The 17,287-nt window shown below is 38.4% G+C and carries 13 protein-coding genes and 3 pseudogenes; 11 read left to right on the plus strand and 5 right to left on the minus strand.

Annotated elements, in window-relative coordinates:
• Positions 1-747 (minus strand): phage terminase large subunit (locus tag CER18_RS08470; protein ID WP_210199638.1); only part of this gene is annotated, 747 nt, incomplete at its 3' end.
• Positions 728-1,009 carry a hypothetical protein gene (locus tag CER18_RS08475; RefSeq protein WP_100129575.1) on the minus strand — a complete coding sequence of 94 codons (282 nt, stop codon included), beginning with the start codon at positions 1,007-1,009 and terminating at the stop codon, positions 728-730. The genes CER18_RS08470 and CER18_RS08475, both read right to left, overlap by 20 nt.
• Positions 1,010-1,148: 139 nt before the next feature.
• Here CER18_RS08475 and CER18_RS08480 point away from each other — a divergent pair, with 139 nt between their 5' ends.
• From CER18_RS08480 to CER18_RS08495, 3 genes are all read left to right on the plus strand, one after another.
• Entirely contained in the window at positions 1,149-2,315 is a 1,167-nt protein-coding gene (locus CER18_RS08480) for a tyrosine-type recombinase/integrase (RefSeq protein ID WP_100129576.1), read from the plus strand.
• Positions 2,316-2,524: 209 nt separating this feature from the next.
• Positions 2,525-2,725: a helix-turn-helix transcriptional regulator gene (locus CER18_RS08485; protein WP_007347430.1), complete on the plus strand. Its 201-nt coding sequence runs from the start codon at positions 2,525-2,527 to the stop codon at positions 2,723-2,725.
• 155 nt (positions 2,726-2,880) lie between these two features.
• The gene (locus tag CER18_RS08495; RefSeq protein WP_245410079.1) at positions 2,881-3,246 is read left to right on the plus strand and encodes an ABC transporter transmembrane domain-containing protein; all 366 of its coding nucleotides are present in this window, start codon (positions 2,881-2,883) and stop codon (positions 3,244-3,246) included.
• Between the two features lie 375 nt (positions 3,247-3,621).
• Here the strand turns inward: CER18_RS08495 and CER18_RS08505 are convergent, their stop codons facing one another.
• Positions 3,622-3,888, minus strand: a complete 267-nt coding sequence (locus CER18_RS08505; protein WP_100129578.1) for a hypothetical protein — start codon at positions 3,886-3,888, stop codon at positions 3,622-3,624.
• Between the two features lie 256 nt (positions 3,889-4,144).
• On the opposite strand from CER18_RS08505, the gene CER18_RS08510 reads away from it, so the two are divergent.
• From CER18_RS08510 to CER18_RS08520, 3 genes are read left to right on the plus strand one after another with little or no spacing between them, the layout of a single operon-like run.
• A complete protein-coding gene (locus tag CER18_RS08510; protein WP_100129579.1) occupies positions 4,145-5,812 on the plus strand; it encodes a peptidase domain-containing ABC transporter in 1,668 nt (555 codons plus the stop codon).
• Positions 5,802-7,130: an HlyD family type I secretion periplasmic adaptor subunit gene (locus tag CER18_RS08515; protein ID WP_100129580.1), complete on the plus strand. Its 1,329-nt coding sequence runs from the start codon at positions 5,802-5,804 to the stop codon at positions 7,128-7,130. Before CER18_RS08510 ends, CER18_RS08515 begins: the two co-directional genes overlap by 11 nt.
• The gene (locus CER18_RS08520; protein WP_100129581.1) at positions 7,130-7,594 is read left to right on the plus strand and encodes a toxin-activating lysine-acyltransferase; all 465 of its coding nucleotides are present in this window, start codon (positions 7,130-7,132) and stop codon (positions 7,592-7,594) included. Before CER18_RS08515 ends, CER18_RS08520 begins: the two co-directional genes overlap by 1 nt.
• Before the next feature lie 292 nt (positions 7,595-7,886).
• On the opposite strand, the pseudogene CER18_RS08525 reads toward CER18_RS08520, so the two are convergent.
• Together CER18_RS08525 and CER18_RS10760 are read right to left on the minus strand one after the other, a co-directional pair.
• Positions 7,887-8,317, minus strand: a pseudogene (locus CER18_RS08525) (helix-turn-helix domain-containing protein).
• A gap of 64 nt (positions 8,318-8,381) precedes the next feature.
• Positions 8,382-9,027 (minus strand): annotated as a pseudogene (locus CER18_RS10760) (DNA adenine methylase); the annotation flags it as partial.
• Here CER18_RS10760 and CER18_RS08535 point away from each other — a divergent pair.
• The 5 genes and pseudogenes from CER18_RS08535 to CER18_RS08560 all read left to right on the plus strand — a co-directional run.
• Positions 9,017-9,601, plus strand: a pseudogene (locus CER18_RS08535) (tyrosine-type recombinase/integrase); the annotation flags it as partial. The pseudogenes CER18_RS10760 and CER18_RS08535 sit on opposite strands and share 11 nt — an antisense overlap.
• A 208-nt stretch (positions 9,602-9,809) precedes the next feature.
• Positions 9,810-10,010 carry a helix-turn-helix transcriptional regulator gene (locus CER18_RS08540; RefSeq protein WP_015856172.1) on the plus strand — a complete coding sequence of 67 codons (201 nt, stop codon included), beginning with the start codon at positions 9,810-9,812 and terminating at the stop codon, positions 10,008-10,010.
• Between the two features lie 98 nt (positions 10,011-10,108).
• On the plus strand, positions 10,109-10,312 hold the full coding sequence (locus CER18_RS10110) for a hypothetical protein (protein ID WP_180299417.1): 204 nt from the start codon (positions 10,109-10,111) through the stop codon (positions 10,310-10,312).
• Between the two features lie 5 nt (positions 10,313-10,317).
• Positions 10,318-11,892, plus strand: coding sequence for a YfjI family protein (locus CER18_RS08555; protein WP_100129583.1), 1,575 nt, complete (start codon positions 10,318-10,320; stop codon positions 11,890-11,892).
• Positions 11,893-12,547: 655 nt separating this feature from the next.
• On the plus strand, positions 12,548-17,287 hold a 4,740-nt coding region (locus CER18_RS08560; protein WP_100129584.1), incomplete at its 3' end, for a DEAD/DEAH box helicase.

Consider the following 17,287-nt stretch of genomic DNA (forward strand, 5'->3'; position numbering starts at 1 on the left):
ACGAGAAACACGCCCTATCCGCCCCTCTTGCTCGGCTGCCAACATTTCCCTCTGATAGTAAGCACCTTGAACCGCTGTAAGATAAGCCCCTTCCCATATATGCTTATAAGTCTCGGGGCGGTTTCTCAAATCATCAAGCCGTGCTTCATTTAAGATCTTGGGAAACTTCGGATTGTCTAACCAATTGATCTCTACACGCTTAATGGCTTCATTGTCTGAAAAGCGAAACCGCCTTTCAACCGGTGCATTCTCTCGTAACGGGTTCCATGTGACCCATAACTCTGCTCTCCAATCCTCTCCCTCTTCACGTAAAGTCGGTATAAGCGTCTGCCAAGCTGTCTCAGTAACGGGCTCTGCCTCATCAACCCAACAGAGCAAAATACGCCCCATGGATTTGATACTGGCTATATTGCGGTCTAGTCCAGAAAACTGAAACGCTATACGACCATCATTTGATTTAATCGAAGCCTCTCCAACCTTGTAATAGTCCCTTAAAAAGTCATGGGCTTCAATGGCGCGCTTAATCTCCTCTAAAGAACTTTCTGCAAGCGAATTTTGAAACTGACGTGCACAAAGAATAGTCCCTGATATTCCTCCCATGCCGAATTGATAGCCTTTTAAAGCAGCCATTAAGGCAAATGATCTTGTCTTCCCAGACCCTCGTCCACCCCAAGCCGCGCGTACCAAAGCATCCCCTGTAAAAATAGGGATAAGTTTTGGTACAATCTTAATCTGTCTTGTTGTCATGAACCAAAGGCGCTATTTCCACACGCCCTATCATCTTAATGGCTCCCCCATCTTCCCCTGTCACTTGCAAAGGCAAGATCTTCCCAAGCAACGCTAAATAAGCCGCAGGGCATCTTATTGCCTGCTTTTCCAGATAAGAGATCAAACCATCATCACCATATTTTTTACCAGCACGCTCTGCTGCTTTAAGCACAGCCTCTTTCAAAAGACGTGTTGTTTTATTTGGATAACACTTTGATTTATAATGATAATCTAGCGTTATTCATATTGAATGAGAGTCYCGAATAACGTAAGATTCTCTCATTTCAAASCTSTYTATSTTGAATCAATCAAAAYCATTCCCTTGCACGTCAAAAGCGGGGCTGGTGTGTGGGTAAAAACTGTATAAGAAAGGACTAAAAATGGCTCTTATGAACCGTCTTAATGCAAGATCTGTCGCAACATTGGGAGTTGGCAAATATAATGATGGTGCTGGCTTGTTACTTCATAAGCGTAAAGATGGAGGTGCTCAATGGCTTTATCGCTATACCATTCACGGGCGCCGCCGCGAAATGGGCTTGGGTGCCTTGAGAGATGTTTCTTTAAAACAAGCTCGCGAATGTGCAAATCAATGGCGTGCTGTTTTACGTGAGGGTCGTGACCCCATTAAAGAACGCAATAAACAAAAGCGTGAGGCAATGCGTAATCTTCATTATTTAAAAGACATTGCACTAGATGCTTTTGAAAGTCGTAAAGCTGAATTAAAGAATGATGGTAAGGCTAGTGATTGGTTTTTACCATTACGCCTTCATATTCTCCCTAAGTTAGGTTGTGTTCCCGTTTCTGAGATTACGCAAATAGAGATACGCAATACCCTCGCTCCTATTTGGCATACAAAAGCTGGAGCTGCTCATGCTGCACTGAAACGTCTCAATATGTGTCTTAAACATGCGGCTGCTCTAGGATTGAATGTTGACTTACAGGCAATAGAAAAAACAAAAGCTCTCTTAGGAAAACAACGTCATAAGATCACTAATAGACCAGCTATGGATTGGAAAGATGTTCCGGCTTTTTATAAAACACTTTGTGAAGCATCAACCATAACAAAACTGGCTTTGCGTCTGCTTATCCTTACAGGGGTTCGTACCAATTCCTTGCGTCATATTCGTGAAGATCAAGTTGAGGGGGATATATGGACAATCCCTGCTGAGAATATGAAAGGAAGGCGTGATGCTACAACAGAATTTCGCGTGCCTCTATCAACAGAAGCACTGAAAATTATTGAACAAGCGCGTCTGCTTTCTCGTAATGATTTCTTTTTTTCTGCAACTGGTCGAGGTCCTCTCGGTGAGAATAATATGTCACAATACATGCAACAAACTGGAGTAAAAGCATGTCCCCATGGATTTCGTTCTAGTTTACGCGATTGGCTTGCTGAAACAACCGATGCTCCCTATGAGGTTGCTGAAACCATTTTAAGTCATACGGTCGGCGGTAAAGTAGAGCGTGCCTATCGTCGTACTGACTATCTAGAACAGCGCCGTGTCTATATGGATAAATGGGCGGCTTATGTCACTGGCCAATCTTAAGATATGGGGTGAATAACCCCATTATCTGTGGATAACTTTCTCTCTCTTCTCTCTCATTCTTTCTCAATAAGACTCATAATTTATCACATCAATAAAACTATGATAAAATACTGTTTTTTATAGACTAAATACCTTTCCAATGATTCAAAAATATGGTTAATAAATGCTTATGATTTGTTTCTATTTTTAAAGAATGAAAGGATTTTAAAATGACCGAAAATGATATTCTTTTAACTGACCGTGAAAGTGCAAAATTGCTTCATATGAGTGTCTCAACTTTCCGCCGTCATGTTACCAATGGCTCTCTCCCAAAACCTTTAAAATTTGGTTTTTTATCCCGTTGGTTACAATCGGATCTTTTGAATGTAATCGAACAAGCAAAACAGCAACGTTATAACGACGTGGCATAAAAAAACCTTGTCACGTAAGGACGGACAAGGCTTTCTCAAATTCACAATCCTAGGGATAGCACAATCCGTCCTGTGACGCAACGTTATAGGATTAAAAATGATGTGTTCTTTTAAGAATGCGCGAGGCATCACACGTGCTGTGCCGAGGGTTTGGCATGGGCGTTATGGAACAGCCCGTTGCCCTGCTCATGATCAGTTGCGTTGCTGTCGTTTTGCGCTTATTTGGCTTGGTGAATCCTTTTATTTTTCAAGCGATTATCGACCGTATTCTCCCTTTTCAGCGTATTGAAAGTCTCTATGCTATCGTTGTCTTGAAGGTTGCTATCATGCTGTTTAGCACAGCTCTTAGCACTCTATCTGGCTACTTAGTAGCTTATTTAGCCAATCGGCTTACGCTAGAATTTGGACGGCGCATTTACACCCATCTTTTAAGTCTCTCTTTGCCCACTTTACGCACTTGGCAAGTGGGAGAACTGTTTTCACGTATTGGAAAGAGAGAAAAATATAATGAATATGGATAACAATTTTATACTTTTGCACTTTTATAAATCAATATAATTAATAATATAATGAATAGCACAAGATAATATAACGACTAAAATCATTATTAATAGTGATTTCTTTATAGATGCTTCCCAACTATAGCTTTTAAATCTAAGTAACAAAGTACATGCAAAAAAACCCATAAAAAAACCTATAAATTCTGGAAGAAATAATTTTGCAGTTTTATAAATAATCTCCATAATGAAGATGCTCCCTAAAATATGATTGTCATAAATATTATGATATCCCTGAAATCAGTTGTGTCATAGTTTTTAAATTATGTTCACAATATCATTGATCTCAGGAATATATTGCTCGCTATTTTCTAATAAATTAGAAAAAGTATTTTTACTTTATCGATGAGAGCAATCATCTACCTTATGTCCCAAGGTCGTAAGACCTTCGTATACTGCACCTCCGAATGCTCCAGCTCCAGCGCCTGGACCTGTGGCTATGCCAGTTAATACTCCTACACCAGCTCCAAAAAGTGCATTCACACCCACTTCATAGACATAACCACCCACACCACAACTGTCCGAATGAAACCAACTTGATGAATGTGAACTGCTGTGTGAATGTGAACTGCTGTGTGAATCATGTGATGAACTTGAACTAGCCATATTTTAGTCTCCTTTTAATTATTAAAAATAACTGTATCACAACGATACAGCGGAAAATTTATTATTGTTCATTTTAGCAAATGTCAAATATAATTTGTAAAAATAATAATAAAAATACTGTATAAACAATAAATACATTATGTTTATATCATAATCTACAAAATGTATATTTTTGTGTGAATATAATACTATTTACAATACTGTTTAAATATGCGACATCAATCGCTCTTTCTCTTAAATAAAATCATAAATTCAAATGAGTCATTCACAAGAAAAACCAGTATCCTTCTCTTGGTTTACAAGAACAACAAAGAAATATATCTATTATGTCATCGAACTCAGTTGCGTTGCTGTTGTTTTGCGTTTGCTGGGCTTGGTGAATCCTTTTATTTTTCAAGCGATTATCGACCGTATTCTCCCTTTTCAGCGTATTGAAAGTCTCTATGCTATCGTTGTCTTGATGGTTGCTATCATGCTGTTTAGCACAGCTCTTAGCACTCTTTCAGGCTACTTAGGAGCTTATTTAGCCAATCGGCTTACGCTAGAATTTGGACGGCGCATTTACACCCATCTTTTAAGTCTCTCCTTGCCCACTTTACGCCGTTGGCAAGTGGGAGAATTGTTTTCACGTATTGGAGAAGTTGATACAATTCGCGGTTTTTTAACAGGAACCATCGCCACAACTGTTCTAAATGTTCTCTTTGCCATTATTTATATTGCTGCACTCTTTTCCATTAGTCCAAAACTGACCTTTATTGTCCTTATCATTTTACCTTTACAAATGGGTTCTTTAGCGCTAGTCGGTCCCTTCTTGCGCCGCCAATTACGCCGTGCTTTCACTCTGCAAGCTGTCCATAAATCGCGCCTTATTGAAAGTTTTACCAATCTTGAAGCCATAAAAGCACACGTAAAAGAATCTGCTCATACAATACGCATGCAAGAAACTCTAGCCCGTAGTTTAGATCAAAGCCTTACAACCAGTAAATTGCATCTTCTCAATGGAGCCATGAGTCATATTTTTGGTGATCTTTTCACTATTTTTATTATCTTTTTTGGTGCTCAGGCAGTTCTTCAAAACCAAATTACGCTAGGACAACTTATTGCCTTTCATCTCCTCGCTGGAAATGTTTCTGGTCCTATCTTAAGCCTTGCATCCCTATGGGAAGAATGGCAGCATTTGAAAATCTCTCGTCTTCGTTTGGGCGATATTCTTAACTCCCCTTCAGAATGGGAAGAAGAAAAGCCACCTCTTCAACTCAGCGCTCCTCCTTATCTTGAAGCCAACAATCTCTGTTTTTCTTATGGAGATAAGCCCATTATCAATCATCTTGATGTCTGTTTACAACCTGGGCAACCAATTATGTTACTTGGTCCTTCAGGGTGCGGAAAAACAACCTTGGCGAAGCTCCTTTGTGGACTTTACCCCCCAACAAGCGGAAAGATATTAATTAACGCCCAACCTTTACAGAATTTTGATGTCCGTAGCGTACGTGAAAAAATCGTGTATTTTCCTCAAAATCCTTGCCTTTTTTCCGGAACCATTCTTGAGAATATGCTTCTTGCTAAACCAGATGCCACTAAAGATGAAATCGACGCTGCACTATATGTTAGTGCTTGCCATGATTTGATTGCTCAGTTGCCTTTAGGACTTAATACTCAAGTAGGAGAGCAAGGTGGTTTTTTATCAGGTGGTCAGCGCCAACGCTTGGCTTTAGCTTGTTTCTTTCTGATAAACCCAAGCCTGCTTATTTTGGATGAACCTACTTCCGCATTGGATGACACTGTCAGTGCACAAATTGTTGAGCATTTATATAAACTTTCGCAAGATCGTATTGTTCTTGTTATTACCCACAAAAGTGACCTCTTTCCTCAGCATGCAACCGTCTTAAACTTTACTGATTTGGAGGCAAAAAATGGCAGATAAAGCTCCCTATTTGCGCCCTTTGTCACCAACGCTTCATATGGTGGTTGCTGTTTTAGTCACCTTATTTCTCTTTATTGTGATCGGCAGCTTTATCGCAAAAACAGAGATTGTTGCACGGGGGCAAGGAAGTGTTATTCCCACCGCTTACGTTCAGCTGGTCCAAGCGCAAAATACAGGACGCATTGAGAAAATTCTTGTAAAAGAAGGGCAATTTGTTCATCAAGGTGATCTCCTTATTCAATTAGATCCTCGTGAAGCCCTCAATGAGTGCGCACGTGTTCAAGCAGATATCGCGCAACAAACCCTTCAAGCACAAATTGCAACAGCTATTTTAACAGCTTTGCATGAAAGTGATCCTTTGGATGAAGATTTTGTGACCAAAGGGCTTGCCTATCTGCCAGTTCCTCCTTCTGGCAATCAGACTGCAAGAATAGAAGGGGAAAAACTCATTAGCGCTGCCCTTCAATCTCTCCAAGATAAATTAAGAGCGCTAAAAGCACAAGCGGACCGCGTCGAGCGCAGCGGTGCAACACAACATGCGCAATTAGATAGGTTGGAAGATGATCGTCAATTAAGCCAAGGAAAATTAAAAGCTGCAAAAAGCCTGATGGAAACAAAAGTCATTAGCCAAGCGGTTTATTTAGAGCGTTTACATGATTTTAAAAATGTCGAGCATGAAATTTTAACCAATCAAAGACGCTTGGAAGAAAATGCTGCCGAAATAAACACCCTCCGCCAACAACGGCAAAGTCTCATTTCCGATGAAATCGCCCGCTATCGCCAACTTTCGCGTGAAACAGAACTGAATCTTCAAGGATTAAAAGCAAAGCTTGATAGCACTCAATACCATCTTGACCACTTATCACTTTATGCACCTGTTGATGGACGTATCGATGATTTAAGTATCCATACTTTGGGTGGCTTTGTAGAGGCTGGTAAAACGCTCATGCGCATTGTCCCTGGTGCGGGCGGTCTCATTGTTGAAGCGTTTTTTGATAATCGAGATATTGGTTTTTTAGAAAAGGGCCAACGTGCTTACATCAAGTTTTCTGCCTTTCCACCTGAACGTTTCGGTGTTATCCACGGTACAGTCGTTAATGTAGGCGCTACAGCGCGCTATGATAAAGAAATTAATAATGGTGTCTACGCTGTTTTAATCAAAATTGACCAAGATCATATCACTTTGAATAACAAACAACTTAAATTTATCCCTGGCATGACTGTGACAACGGATGTCATTACCTCAAAACGGCGTCTCATTTCTTATTTCTTTGAACCTATCACCAAAATTTTAGAACAATCTCTAAAGGAAAGATAATGTCTGTAAATGAAAATTCATCACCTTCACTCATAGATCCTCTTACAGCGTTAGGAGCTATGGTTGTTTTAATGCTTACATCTCCCTTATACCGCCGCTGGCGAATCTGGGATATAGATCGAAATTTAGGACCAGCTTTACAGACTGGGCAATATAAACTCTATAAAAATGAACGTGGAGAATTTTGCGCCTTTATCACTTGGGCTTTTTTAGATGAGAAAAATCATCAATCTATGCTTGAAACGGGAGAGCTTTTGTCCGATGCGGATTGGCAAGGCGGAGAATATATGTGGTTTATTGATTGTGTGGCACCCTATGGACATGCTGCTGGTATGGTACGAGACATGCAGCGGCATGTGTTTCCTAATCAGCATTATTGCTACGCTGTTCGGCGTAATGAAGATGGTGGAATACGGAAAATTACCCGCTGGTGTTGCTATAGAGCAAAAAATCCAGCTAAATAGTTTTTCTAAAGCAAGTGCGCATAAATCATTTACCCCTCGTCTTATAGATAAAGAATCTTTTAAAAGAGCTCTTTAAGCGATAGCTATAGTAAAAGAAAACCTTACCATATTTAGAGCTAACCCGCTACAAATGGGTATTTTTCAGCTTACAAAACTTGCTATGAATAGCAACAGACGGTTAAGGGGATTGATCCACTCTCAAGCTGAAATTTGATTAACTAATTTCACTAGAATTGGCTGGGGTACCTGGATTCGAACCATAAAATTATATGCAATAAAATATTGATTTTATTTATATTTTTTTAAGGTTAGGGACCATATAATTAGGTTCTGGAATAGGATTTCCACACTTTCCTTTACAAAGCGCATTCTTTTTGCCAGCTTTCTCTAATAATTTTTTTAATAGTTCTAAATCTTCTTGTGAAATAATGTTTATCAGTCTAGAAAACATACCAACAGCTTCACATCTGAATGTATCAGAAGGCTTTATAGTGAAACTTTTGCGACAAGCATCCGATTCTCTTCTCAAAATTTCTGCTACCTCTTGATCTAAAGTATAGAGTTCAATTATCTTTTCCTCCAGTCCTACAGGAACAGATCTTTTGCCAATTTCTACAGATGATAAAAATGCTACAGATATATCTAATTTTTAGCCATATCTAAAAGGCGTTCTGAATGATCAATGCGAAGTTTGCGTAAGGTTTTACTAAAGGATGTAAGCATCTAGGAAGTCCTATTAGAGAAGAAATATTTCTTCTGATTCTAACAAATCTTTTTATGATTTTCCTCAATTATTGCGAATCAAGAGTTCTTTTCGGAGAGTTTTTTTTGCCATACCCGCCGTCCAAACGGTATCAACTTCTAAAAAGTCAAAATCTTTAAAGATCTCTCGAACTGCATCACAATCATTCAGACTCAAGACAAATTTACCTTGGATGCCTTTGAGAACTTTTGCCATACTCACAAAATCATCTTCAACAAAATTCCCAGAACTATAACGCTTCTTCTTTACAAGATAAGGCGGGTCTAGATAAAATAAACTGTTGGGCGCATCAAAAAGTTCAACAACCCGTTCCCACGATAAATTTAAAATAGTGGTATCAAGAAGTTTTTTCCTAACACGTTTCATCCTTGCTAAAAGTTTGTCCGGATTAAAGCTTACCGTTTTTTTCCTACAAAGCTAAAAGAATAGTAATCTTCTTTCCCATACATGACACAACGTTGGAAAAACAAAAAGCGTGCAGCTCTTTCAATTTTGGTGAGGCTCTCTGGGGAATAGATGCAAGTTCAAAAAACAACTGTCTCGAACAAACAAACCACTCCAATCGTTTGGCTAAATCATCAAAGTCATTTTGAACGCATTGAAACAGATTCGTGATCTCTCCATTTAGATCATTAATAACTGAATATTTCGCTGGTTTTTTATTAGGAAAGCAACGCCTTAAAGTCAAAAATAGACCAGCTATGGATTGGAGAAAGGTTCCGGCTTTTTATAAAACACTTTGCCAAACAACAGCTATAACACAACTGGCTTTGCGTTTGCTCATCTTGACAGGCGTTCGTACGCATTCCTTACGTTATATTCATAAGGATCAGGTTGATGGAAATATATGGACTATTCCTGCTGAGAATATGAAAGGAAGGCGTGATACAACAAAAGAATTTCGCGTACCCCTATCTTTAGAAGCTCTAAAAGTGATTGAACAAGCCAGTTGTATCTCTAAAAGTGATTTCATTCTGTCTTTTTCTGGTCGAAGTCCCCTTGCTGAGAATGTTATGTCAAAATATATGAAAAAAAATAAACTTGATGCCTGCCCCCATGGATTTCGCTCTAGTTTACGCAATTGGCTTGCTGAAACAACCGATGCCCCCTATGAGGTCGCTGAAACCATTCTAAGTCATACGGTCGGCGGTAAAGTAGAGCGTGCCTATCGTCGTACTGACTATCTAGAACAGCGCCGTGTCTACATGGATAAATGGGCGGCTTATGTCACTGGTCAATCTTAAGATATGGGGTGCATAACCCCATCATCTGTGGATAACTTTATCTCTCTTCTCTCTCATTCGCTCTCAATAAGACTCATAAATTATCACATTAGAATTTATATGATAAAATATTGTTTTCTATAAATAAAATACCTTCAAAAATAAACCAAAATGTGCTTAATAAATAGGCATGATTTGTTTCCATTTTTTATTATGAAAGGATTTTAAAATGACAGAAAATGATATTCTTTTAACAGACCGTGAAAGTGCAAAATTGCTTCATATGAGTGTCTCAACTTTCCGCCGTCATGTCACCAATGGCTCTCTCCCAAAACCTTTAAAATTTGGTTTTTTATCCCGTTGGTTACAGTCGGATCTCTTGAATGTAATCGAGCAAGCGAAACAGCAACGTTATAACGACGCGGCATAAAAAAAACCTTGTCACGTAAGGATGGACAAGGCTTTCTCAAACTCATCACCTTAGAGCTAGCACAATCCGTCCTGTGACGCAACGTTATAGGATTAAAAATGATGTGTTCTTTTAAGAATGCGCGGGGCATCACATGTGCTGTGCCGAGGGTTTGGCATGGGCGTTATGGAAGCCAACCAATCAAAAAGACTTTAGCTAATTTTACCTTTGCTACGCGTGCTTATAGCCAAGCCTTTGAGGTCTTTATGAGGCAAGCCCCGCATAATGCATATTTTAACGATCTCCTCTATTTTCTAAGGTAAATAACATGAGACAAGATAACAAAAATATTTTAGAGAATAATACGCCTTTAAATGATAATACTTGTTTAGAAGCCATTCCTTATAAGCAAGCATTGCAACAAAACGGTTGGGGGGAATTAAAACCACTTGAGTATACTCTTTTACCTGTCGAGTCTTTTCATGCTGCACAAATGCCTTTAACTTTAAGTCGCTATGTTTATGACGTTGCTGACCGTCAACAAGCGCCTCTCGATTTTGTGGCTGTCTCTGCTTTATGTGGCTTGGCTGCTCTCATTGGCAATGGCGTGCGGATTGCTCCAAAACAACATGATGATTGGAAGATTGTCCCTAATCTCTGGGGCGCTCTTATTGGTCAACCTTCAACCATGAAAACACCTACCATGCAAGCCGCTTTAACTCCTATCACTTGCCTTCAAAAGAAATGGTATAAAGACTGGCTAAAGCAGAAAGAGAGACAAGAAATTGAAGAGATACTTGAAACTTTAGACAAATCCGAAAAGAAAAAACAAGCCCATAAAGCAATAAAAAAAGGAGATCTTGAAACAGCCCGTGCTCTTTTGTCTGAAACCCTTTCTAAAGACAATGTGCATGATGATAATGTTTCTCGTTTTATTGTCAATGATACGAGCGTCGAAAAGCTTGGGGAACTCTTAAAAGAAAACCCCCGTGGTCTCTTGATGGTGCGTGATGAATTATCCGGTTTCTTAACAGATATGGAACGGAAGGAATATCAAACAGACCGTGCCTTTTATTTGGAAGCTTTTAATGGAGATGGTCAATTTACTTATGACCGGATTGGGCGTGGAACCATTTTTATTCCCAATGCAACCGTCTCTATTATAGGGGGCATTCAACCCTCTCGCATTCTCCCCTTTATACGCAATGTTTTATATGGAAAAGGCAATGATGGTTTCTTACAACGCTTTCAAATGCTGGTCTTTCCCGATGAAACAAAAGATTGGAAATGGGTTGATAGATATCCCAATCAAGAGGCATGGGAAACTTATGAAGGGGCATTTCGTTCTCTTTATGATAAACCCCTTGGTTCACCAGAACGCCCTCTTGTGATGCGCTTTTCTGCTGAAGCTCAAGAGATCTTTCGTGAATGGATGCAAAAGATTTTTAAAGAAGCCAAAGGGAATAACCTTTCTGAAAGCTTACAAGCGCATCTTTTGAAAATGCCTAAGACCATAGTAAGTCTTGCATTGATTTTTGAATTAACCGAAGGGGGGCGTTTTGAAATCAATAAAGATGCCCTTCAAACAGCTTTGCGATGGGAAAAATATTTGTTAAGTCATATCAAACGTCTTTATGCGGCGGCAGATAGCTTAGCAACAGAGAGTGCAAAATTAATTGTCGAGCGTTGTGATCATTTACCCGATGTCTTTACGGCAAGGGATGTTTATAAACGTGATTGGAAATGTTTAAAAGACAAAGAAGCTGTGAAGCAAACTTTAGAGCTCTTATGTCGTTCCAATCATATTCGTCAAATATCAGTGGAAAATAGCTCACAAGGCGGTCGACCTACCATACGTTACGAATGGCACCCTTTCGTTAAAAACAACAGCATCAAACAATGAAGTCATTGTAATCTTTTGTTATCCTTAAAACCTTCAAAGATCTTATCGTACCAACAGAGGGTTTACGAATTATCTTTGAGGGTTTTTGTTTTATAATTTTTTAAAGAAGAACCATACAGAGGTCCTTTTAACTTTGTGTCAAAGATATCCAAAACACAACCTCTATAGGTTTTGACGGGGTTTGGGGTTTTGACGGTTACCCCTTTTAGATAAAAAAACGTTAAAAATTAAAAATATTATTTTTCAATAGGTTAATATTTTATAGACCTTAAAAAAAACAACTCATATTGATAGCACAACCTCTAAATTCAATTAATGGTATATGTTTTGTAGGGGTTTTGACGATTTTTACACCTTCAAAACCTATCTATAAAACTTATCAAATTACTCATTATGATACTTTAAAGCACAGAGTGCATTTATCTTGATTAATCCGTGAAATGAATAGCAAATTTCACTATTTTGCTGGTCTTATCCCATGTCATGGGCTGTGGATAAACAGCCTTTTAAAACCCCTTTTAAAAAAATTTACTCGTTTTTTCGCATTTTTCTACATTTTTTTCACCATTTGCTCGAAATGGATTTAATAAGCTTCGTTTTGATTCTTTTGAAGAGAATAAATCAATAGAATATATTGTCATGGAGCTTATCCTTTATGTCTTGCCCTCTTTATTTTGATAATGAACACGTCACTTTACGCTCTCTGTTGGAATATTATCGTCAACAGGCTCAATCACCCCGTGAATTAGGGACCATGTTTGAAAACCTTGTAAAGGCTTATTTGACAAAAGACCCCCTTCATTACGGGCGCTACGAAAAGGTAGAAACCTATTATGAATGGGCGCAAGAGCGTGAAGATTGGAATAAAAATGATATCGGCATTGATCTGGTTGCCAAGCTTCGTCATCAAGAAGGCTATGTCGCTATTCAATGTAAGTTTTATCAAGCAGATCATCAGATCAGTAAAAAGGATATTGATAGCTTTATCGCGGCATCTGGAAAAGACATCTTTAAATATCGTCTTCTTGTTGATAGCACAGAAGTAGAATTAAGTGACAATGTGAATGCCATGATTAAAGGACAAGCGATACCCGTTTATCGTATTGACCTTCGTCATATGGAAAACAGTCGGATAGATTGGCAAATCTATGCAACAAAACAAGAAGTAGTTCTTAAGTCAACAAAAGAGCCTCGTCCCCATCAAGAAGAAGCCATCAAGAAAGTCTGTGAAGGTTTACAAGAAGCAGACCGTGGCAAGCTCATTATGGCATGTGGAACGGGGAAAACTTTTACAAGTCTTAAGATAGCAGAAACCATAGCAGGTCAAGGCAAGCATGTTTTGTTTTTGGTCCCCTCTCTTGCTTTAGTCTCACAAACGATACGTGAATGGACAGCCGATGCACAAATCCCGTTGCGTTCCTTTGCGGTGTGTTCGGATACGAAAGTAGGCAAGCGTCGTAAAAATCAAGATGATATTGTTGGCATGGAAACATCAGATCTTGTTCTCCCTGCTACCACAGATGCTCAAGCCCTTGCCAAAGAAGCGCGTGAAGCCCTAGCAGATGCAATGACGGTGGTCTTTTCAACCTATCATTCTATCCAAGTGATTTCGGATGCGCAAAAGGATCATGGATTACCCGAATTTGATTTGATCATCTGTGATGAAGCGCATAGAACCACTGGGGCTTCATTGGGAAATGAAGACAATGAATCCGAATTTATCAAGGTTCACGATAAAAGCATTATTCGAGGCAAAAAACGTCTGTATATGACAGCAACGCCTCGTATTTTTAGTGACACTGCCAAAAGGCGTGCTGATGAGATTAATGCTGTTCTAGCATCTATGGATGATGAAACGCTTTTTGGAAAACAACTCCATCATTATACCTTCGCGGAAGCTGTCGATAATGAACTGTTAACTCCTTACAAGATTGTGGTCTTGGGTATTAATGAAACCTATATCACACCAGCCATACAAGAGATTATTGCAAATGAAAACCGTGAAATTGATTTAGATGATGCGGCAAAAATTATTGGCTGTTATAGAGCACTGACTAAAATAGATAAGCAAGCCGCTGTTGATGACAATGATACAGAGCCTATGCAATGTGCTTTAGCTTTTTGCAAAGATATCAATACCTCTCAATATATTACAAAACTCTTCAATAAAATTATCAAATCTCATATTGATGATTTCCTTCAAACCGTTCCCTTTCTAAACTGTGAAGTAAGACATATTGACGGAACGCAAAGCGTCAAAAAACGCAATGAAGAATTGGATTGGCTTAAAGAAGATGCGGGGCAAAATGTTTGTCGGATCTTAAGCAATGTTCGGTGTCTGTCTGAAGGGATTGATGTCCCTGCTCTTGATGCCATCATGTTTTTACACCCGCGCAATAGCCAAGTGGATGTGATACAGGCGGTGGGGCGTGTGATGCGTCGTGCTCCAAATAAGAAAACAGGCTATATCATTTTACCCATTATTATTCCTTCACACTTAGAAGCCAAAAAGGCTTTAAAAAATAATAAGAGGTATCGTGTTGTTTGGCAAGTTTTGCATGCTTTACATTCTCATGATGAAAGACTTGCTCGGACGATTAATCAAATGTCTTTAGGACAAGATAGCAGCCATACGATTGAGATTATAGAAATTAAGCGTGCCAATGAATTAAAAGAGCTTACCACAACGGTTGATGAGATCTCGATACCATCAAAAACAGAAAGTTCTGGGCATACCATTGGAACAGCAGAAAGAAAATCTCAACCGGTATCTGGAGGACAAGAAGACTTATTCCGCCGTTCTGAATTTTTTGATTTTGTCAAAGCCATTTTTCTGGATAGTTTTAAAATCACGGATTATTGGGGCATATGGGCGAACAATGTTGCTGAGATTGCTCAAAACCATATCAATCATCTTAAAGATATGATTTCCGATGAAAAGAGTGAAGCCTTTCATGCTTTTGATGCATTTCATAAAGAACTAAAAAACAACGTCAACAATGAAATCAAACAAGAGGAAGCGATTGAGATGTTAGCCCAACATCTTGTCACGCGTCCCGTGTTTGAAGCTTTATTTGACGGTAATGAATTTGTACAGAACAATGCCATTTCGCAAGCAATGGATAAGATCTTAACGGAACTGGATAAAACCAATATCGAAGAGAAAACGAAAGATCTTGATAAATTCTACAAAAGTGTCACGTTCTGTACAGCAGGCATTACCGAAACTCATGCAAAACAGAATCTTATTATCAAGCTTTATGAAAGTTTTTTTGCCAAGGCATTTAAAAAAACCACGGATAGGCTTGGGATTGTTTATACACCCGTTGAGGTTGTGGATTTTATCATTCATTCTGTTGATGATGTGTTACGCAATGAATTTGGAAAAAGCCTTGGTTCACGGGGTGTCTCTATTCTAGACCCTTTCACGGGAACGGGTACCTTTATCACAAGGCTATTACAATCAAAACTGATCAAACCAGAGGATATGGAATATAAGTTCCGTCATGATATCCATGCCAATGAGATTGTCTTACTCGCTTATTACATAGCAGCGATTAACATTGAATCGACTTATCATAGTCTTATGAAAGGTGAATATATTCCCTTTAAGCATATTGGTTTGGCTGATACGTTTCGGATGCTTGAAGAAAAGAACCTGCTACAGGAATTATTCAAAGAAAACAGTGAATATTTGGAACTTCAGAAAAATCTAAATATTAAAGTTATCTTTGGTAACCCCCCTTATTCAGTAGGACAAAAGAATGAAAACGATAATGCAAAAAATACTCCTTATCCTATACTAGATAATCGTATTCGTGAAACTTATGCGGCTCAATCTAAAGTAACGAATATACGAGCACTTTATGACAGTTATATTCGTGCTATACGCTGGGCAAGCGACCGTATTGATAATGCTGGGGTAATCGGCTTTGTTTCTGGCTCTGGTTATATAGAAAAATCGACAATGGACAGTTTACGAAAATCTTTAGCCAAAGAATTTACAAGTATTTATGTACTTAATTTACGGGGAGATATACGTAAAAATATGTTAAGTAATGGAGCAACTCAAGAAGGAGAGAATGTTTTTGGCAATGGAAGTATGACTGGTATTGCTGTAACGCTATTTATCAAAAATCCCAATGCTATTGGACCTTGTAAAATTTACTATCATGATATTGGAGATTCTTTTACAAGAGAAAAAAAGCTTAAAACAATTAAGGACTTTGGTAGCATTGATGGTATTACACGTGAAAACGGTTGGAAAATAATTACACCAGATCAGTATGGCGATTGGATTAACCAACGTGATAACAGTTTTGAAACATTCTTAGCTATAGGTGATAAGAAAAATAATGATAAAAAATTATTTGCAATGTTTTCTCGTGGCATTATGACAAGCCGCGATGCATGGGCATATAACTCAAGCTGTGCGACAGTGGCAAAAAATATGAGTAATATGATTACCTTCTATAATAATGAAGTAGAACGCTTTAATGATACCTATCCACATAATGATAGCAAAACACGTACAAAGGTTCTCAATAGTTTTGTCAATTCAGATGAAAGCAAAATAAGTTGGAGTTATAATCTTAAAAAAGATTTAGTAAAAGGAAAGTTTTTCAACTTTAAGGAAAATTGTCTTACCAAAAGTTTGTATCGTCCTTTTACACGACAGTGGGTGTATAGTGATTCTGCTCTCAACTGCGATGGTGCTTATCAGACGCGTATATTCCCGATAGGAGAAGCAGCAGAGAATAAAATAATACAAGTTTCTTCTATGGGAGCACGAAGTGGCTTTTCTGTATTGATGATTAAGAATTTGCCTGACGTATGTGTAATTGATAACAGTCAATGCTTTCCAAGATATATCTACGAAAATGTTATATTTTCAAAAGAGAGAAATAAAAGTGAGAGACAATCCTATTTATTTACAAACTCTATAGAGGAAAACAAAACAGCTGGTTTACAGAGGCGTGATGCCATTACGGATGAAGGTCTAGCACATTTTAAAGCGGCTTATCCTCATGAAACTATCACTAAAGATGATTTGTTCTATTACGTTTACGGGATTTTCCATTCAAAAGATTATCGCGCCCGTTATGCATATAATTTATGCAAAGAATTGCCTCGTATCCCTTGCGTGAAAACTGCTGATGATTTTTGGAAGTTTGCAACAGCAGGGCGTGAACTGGGGCATTTGCACGTGAATTATGAAGATGTGGAACCTTATCCAGTGACCTTTAAAAAAGGTAATCCAAAAGTTACAGAGATCTCTAATCCCGAAGAATTTTACTATGTTACAGAAATGAAATTCTTTAGTGAAAATAAGATAAAAGATAAATCCACTGTTTTTTACAATAGCAATATCACAATAACAGATATCCCTCTTGAA

This window comes from Bartonella tribocorum, from assembly GCF_002777915.1.
GTDB classification, from domain to species: Bacteria; Pseudomonadota; Alphaproteobacteria; order Rhizobiales; family Rhizobiaceae; genus Bartonella; species Bartonella tribocorum_A.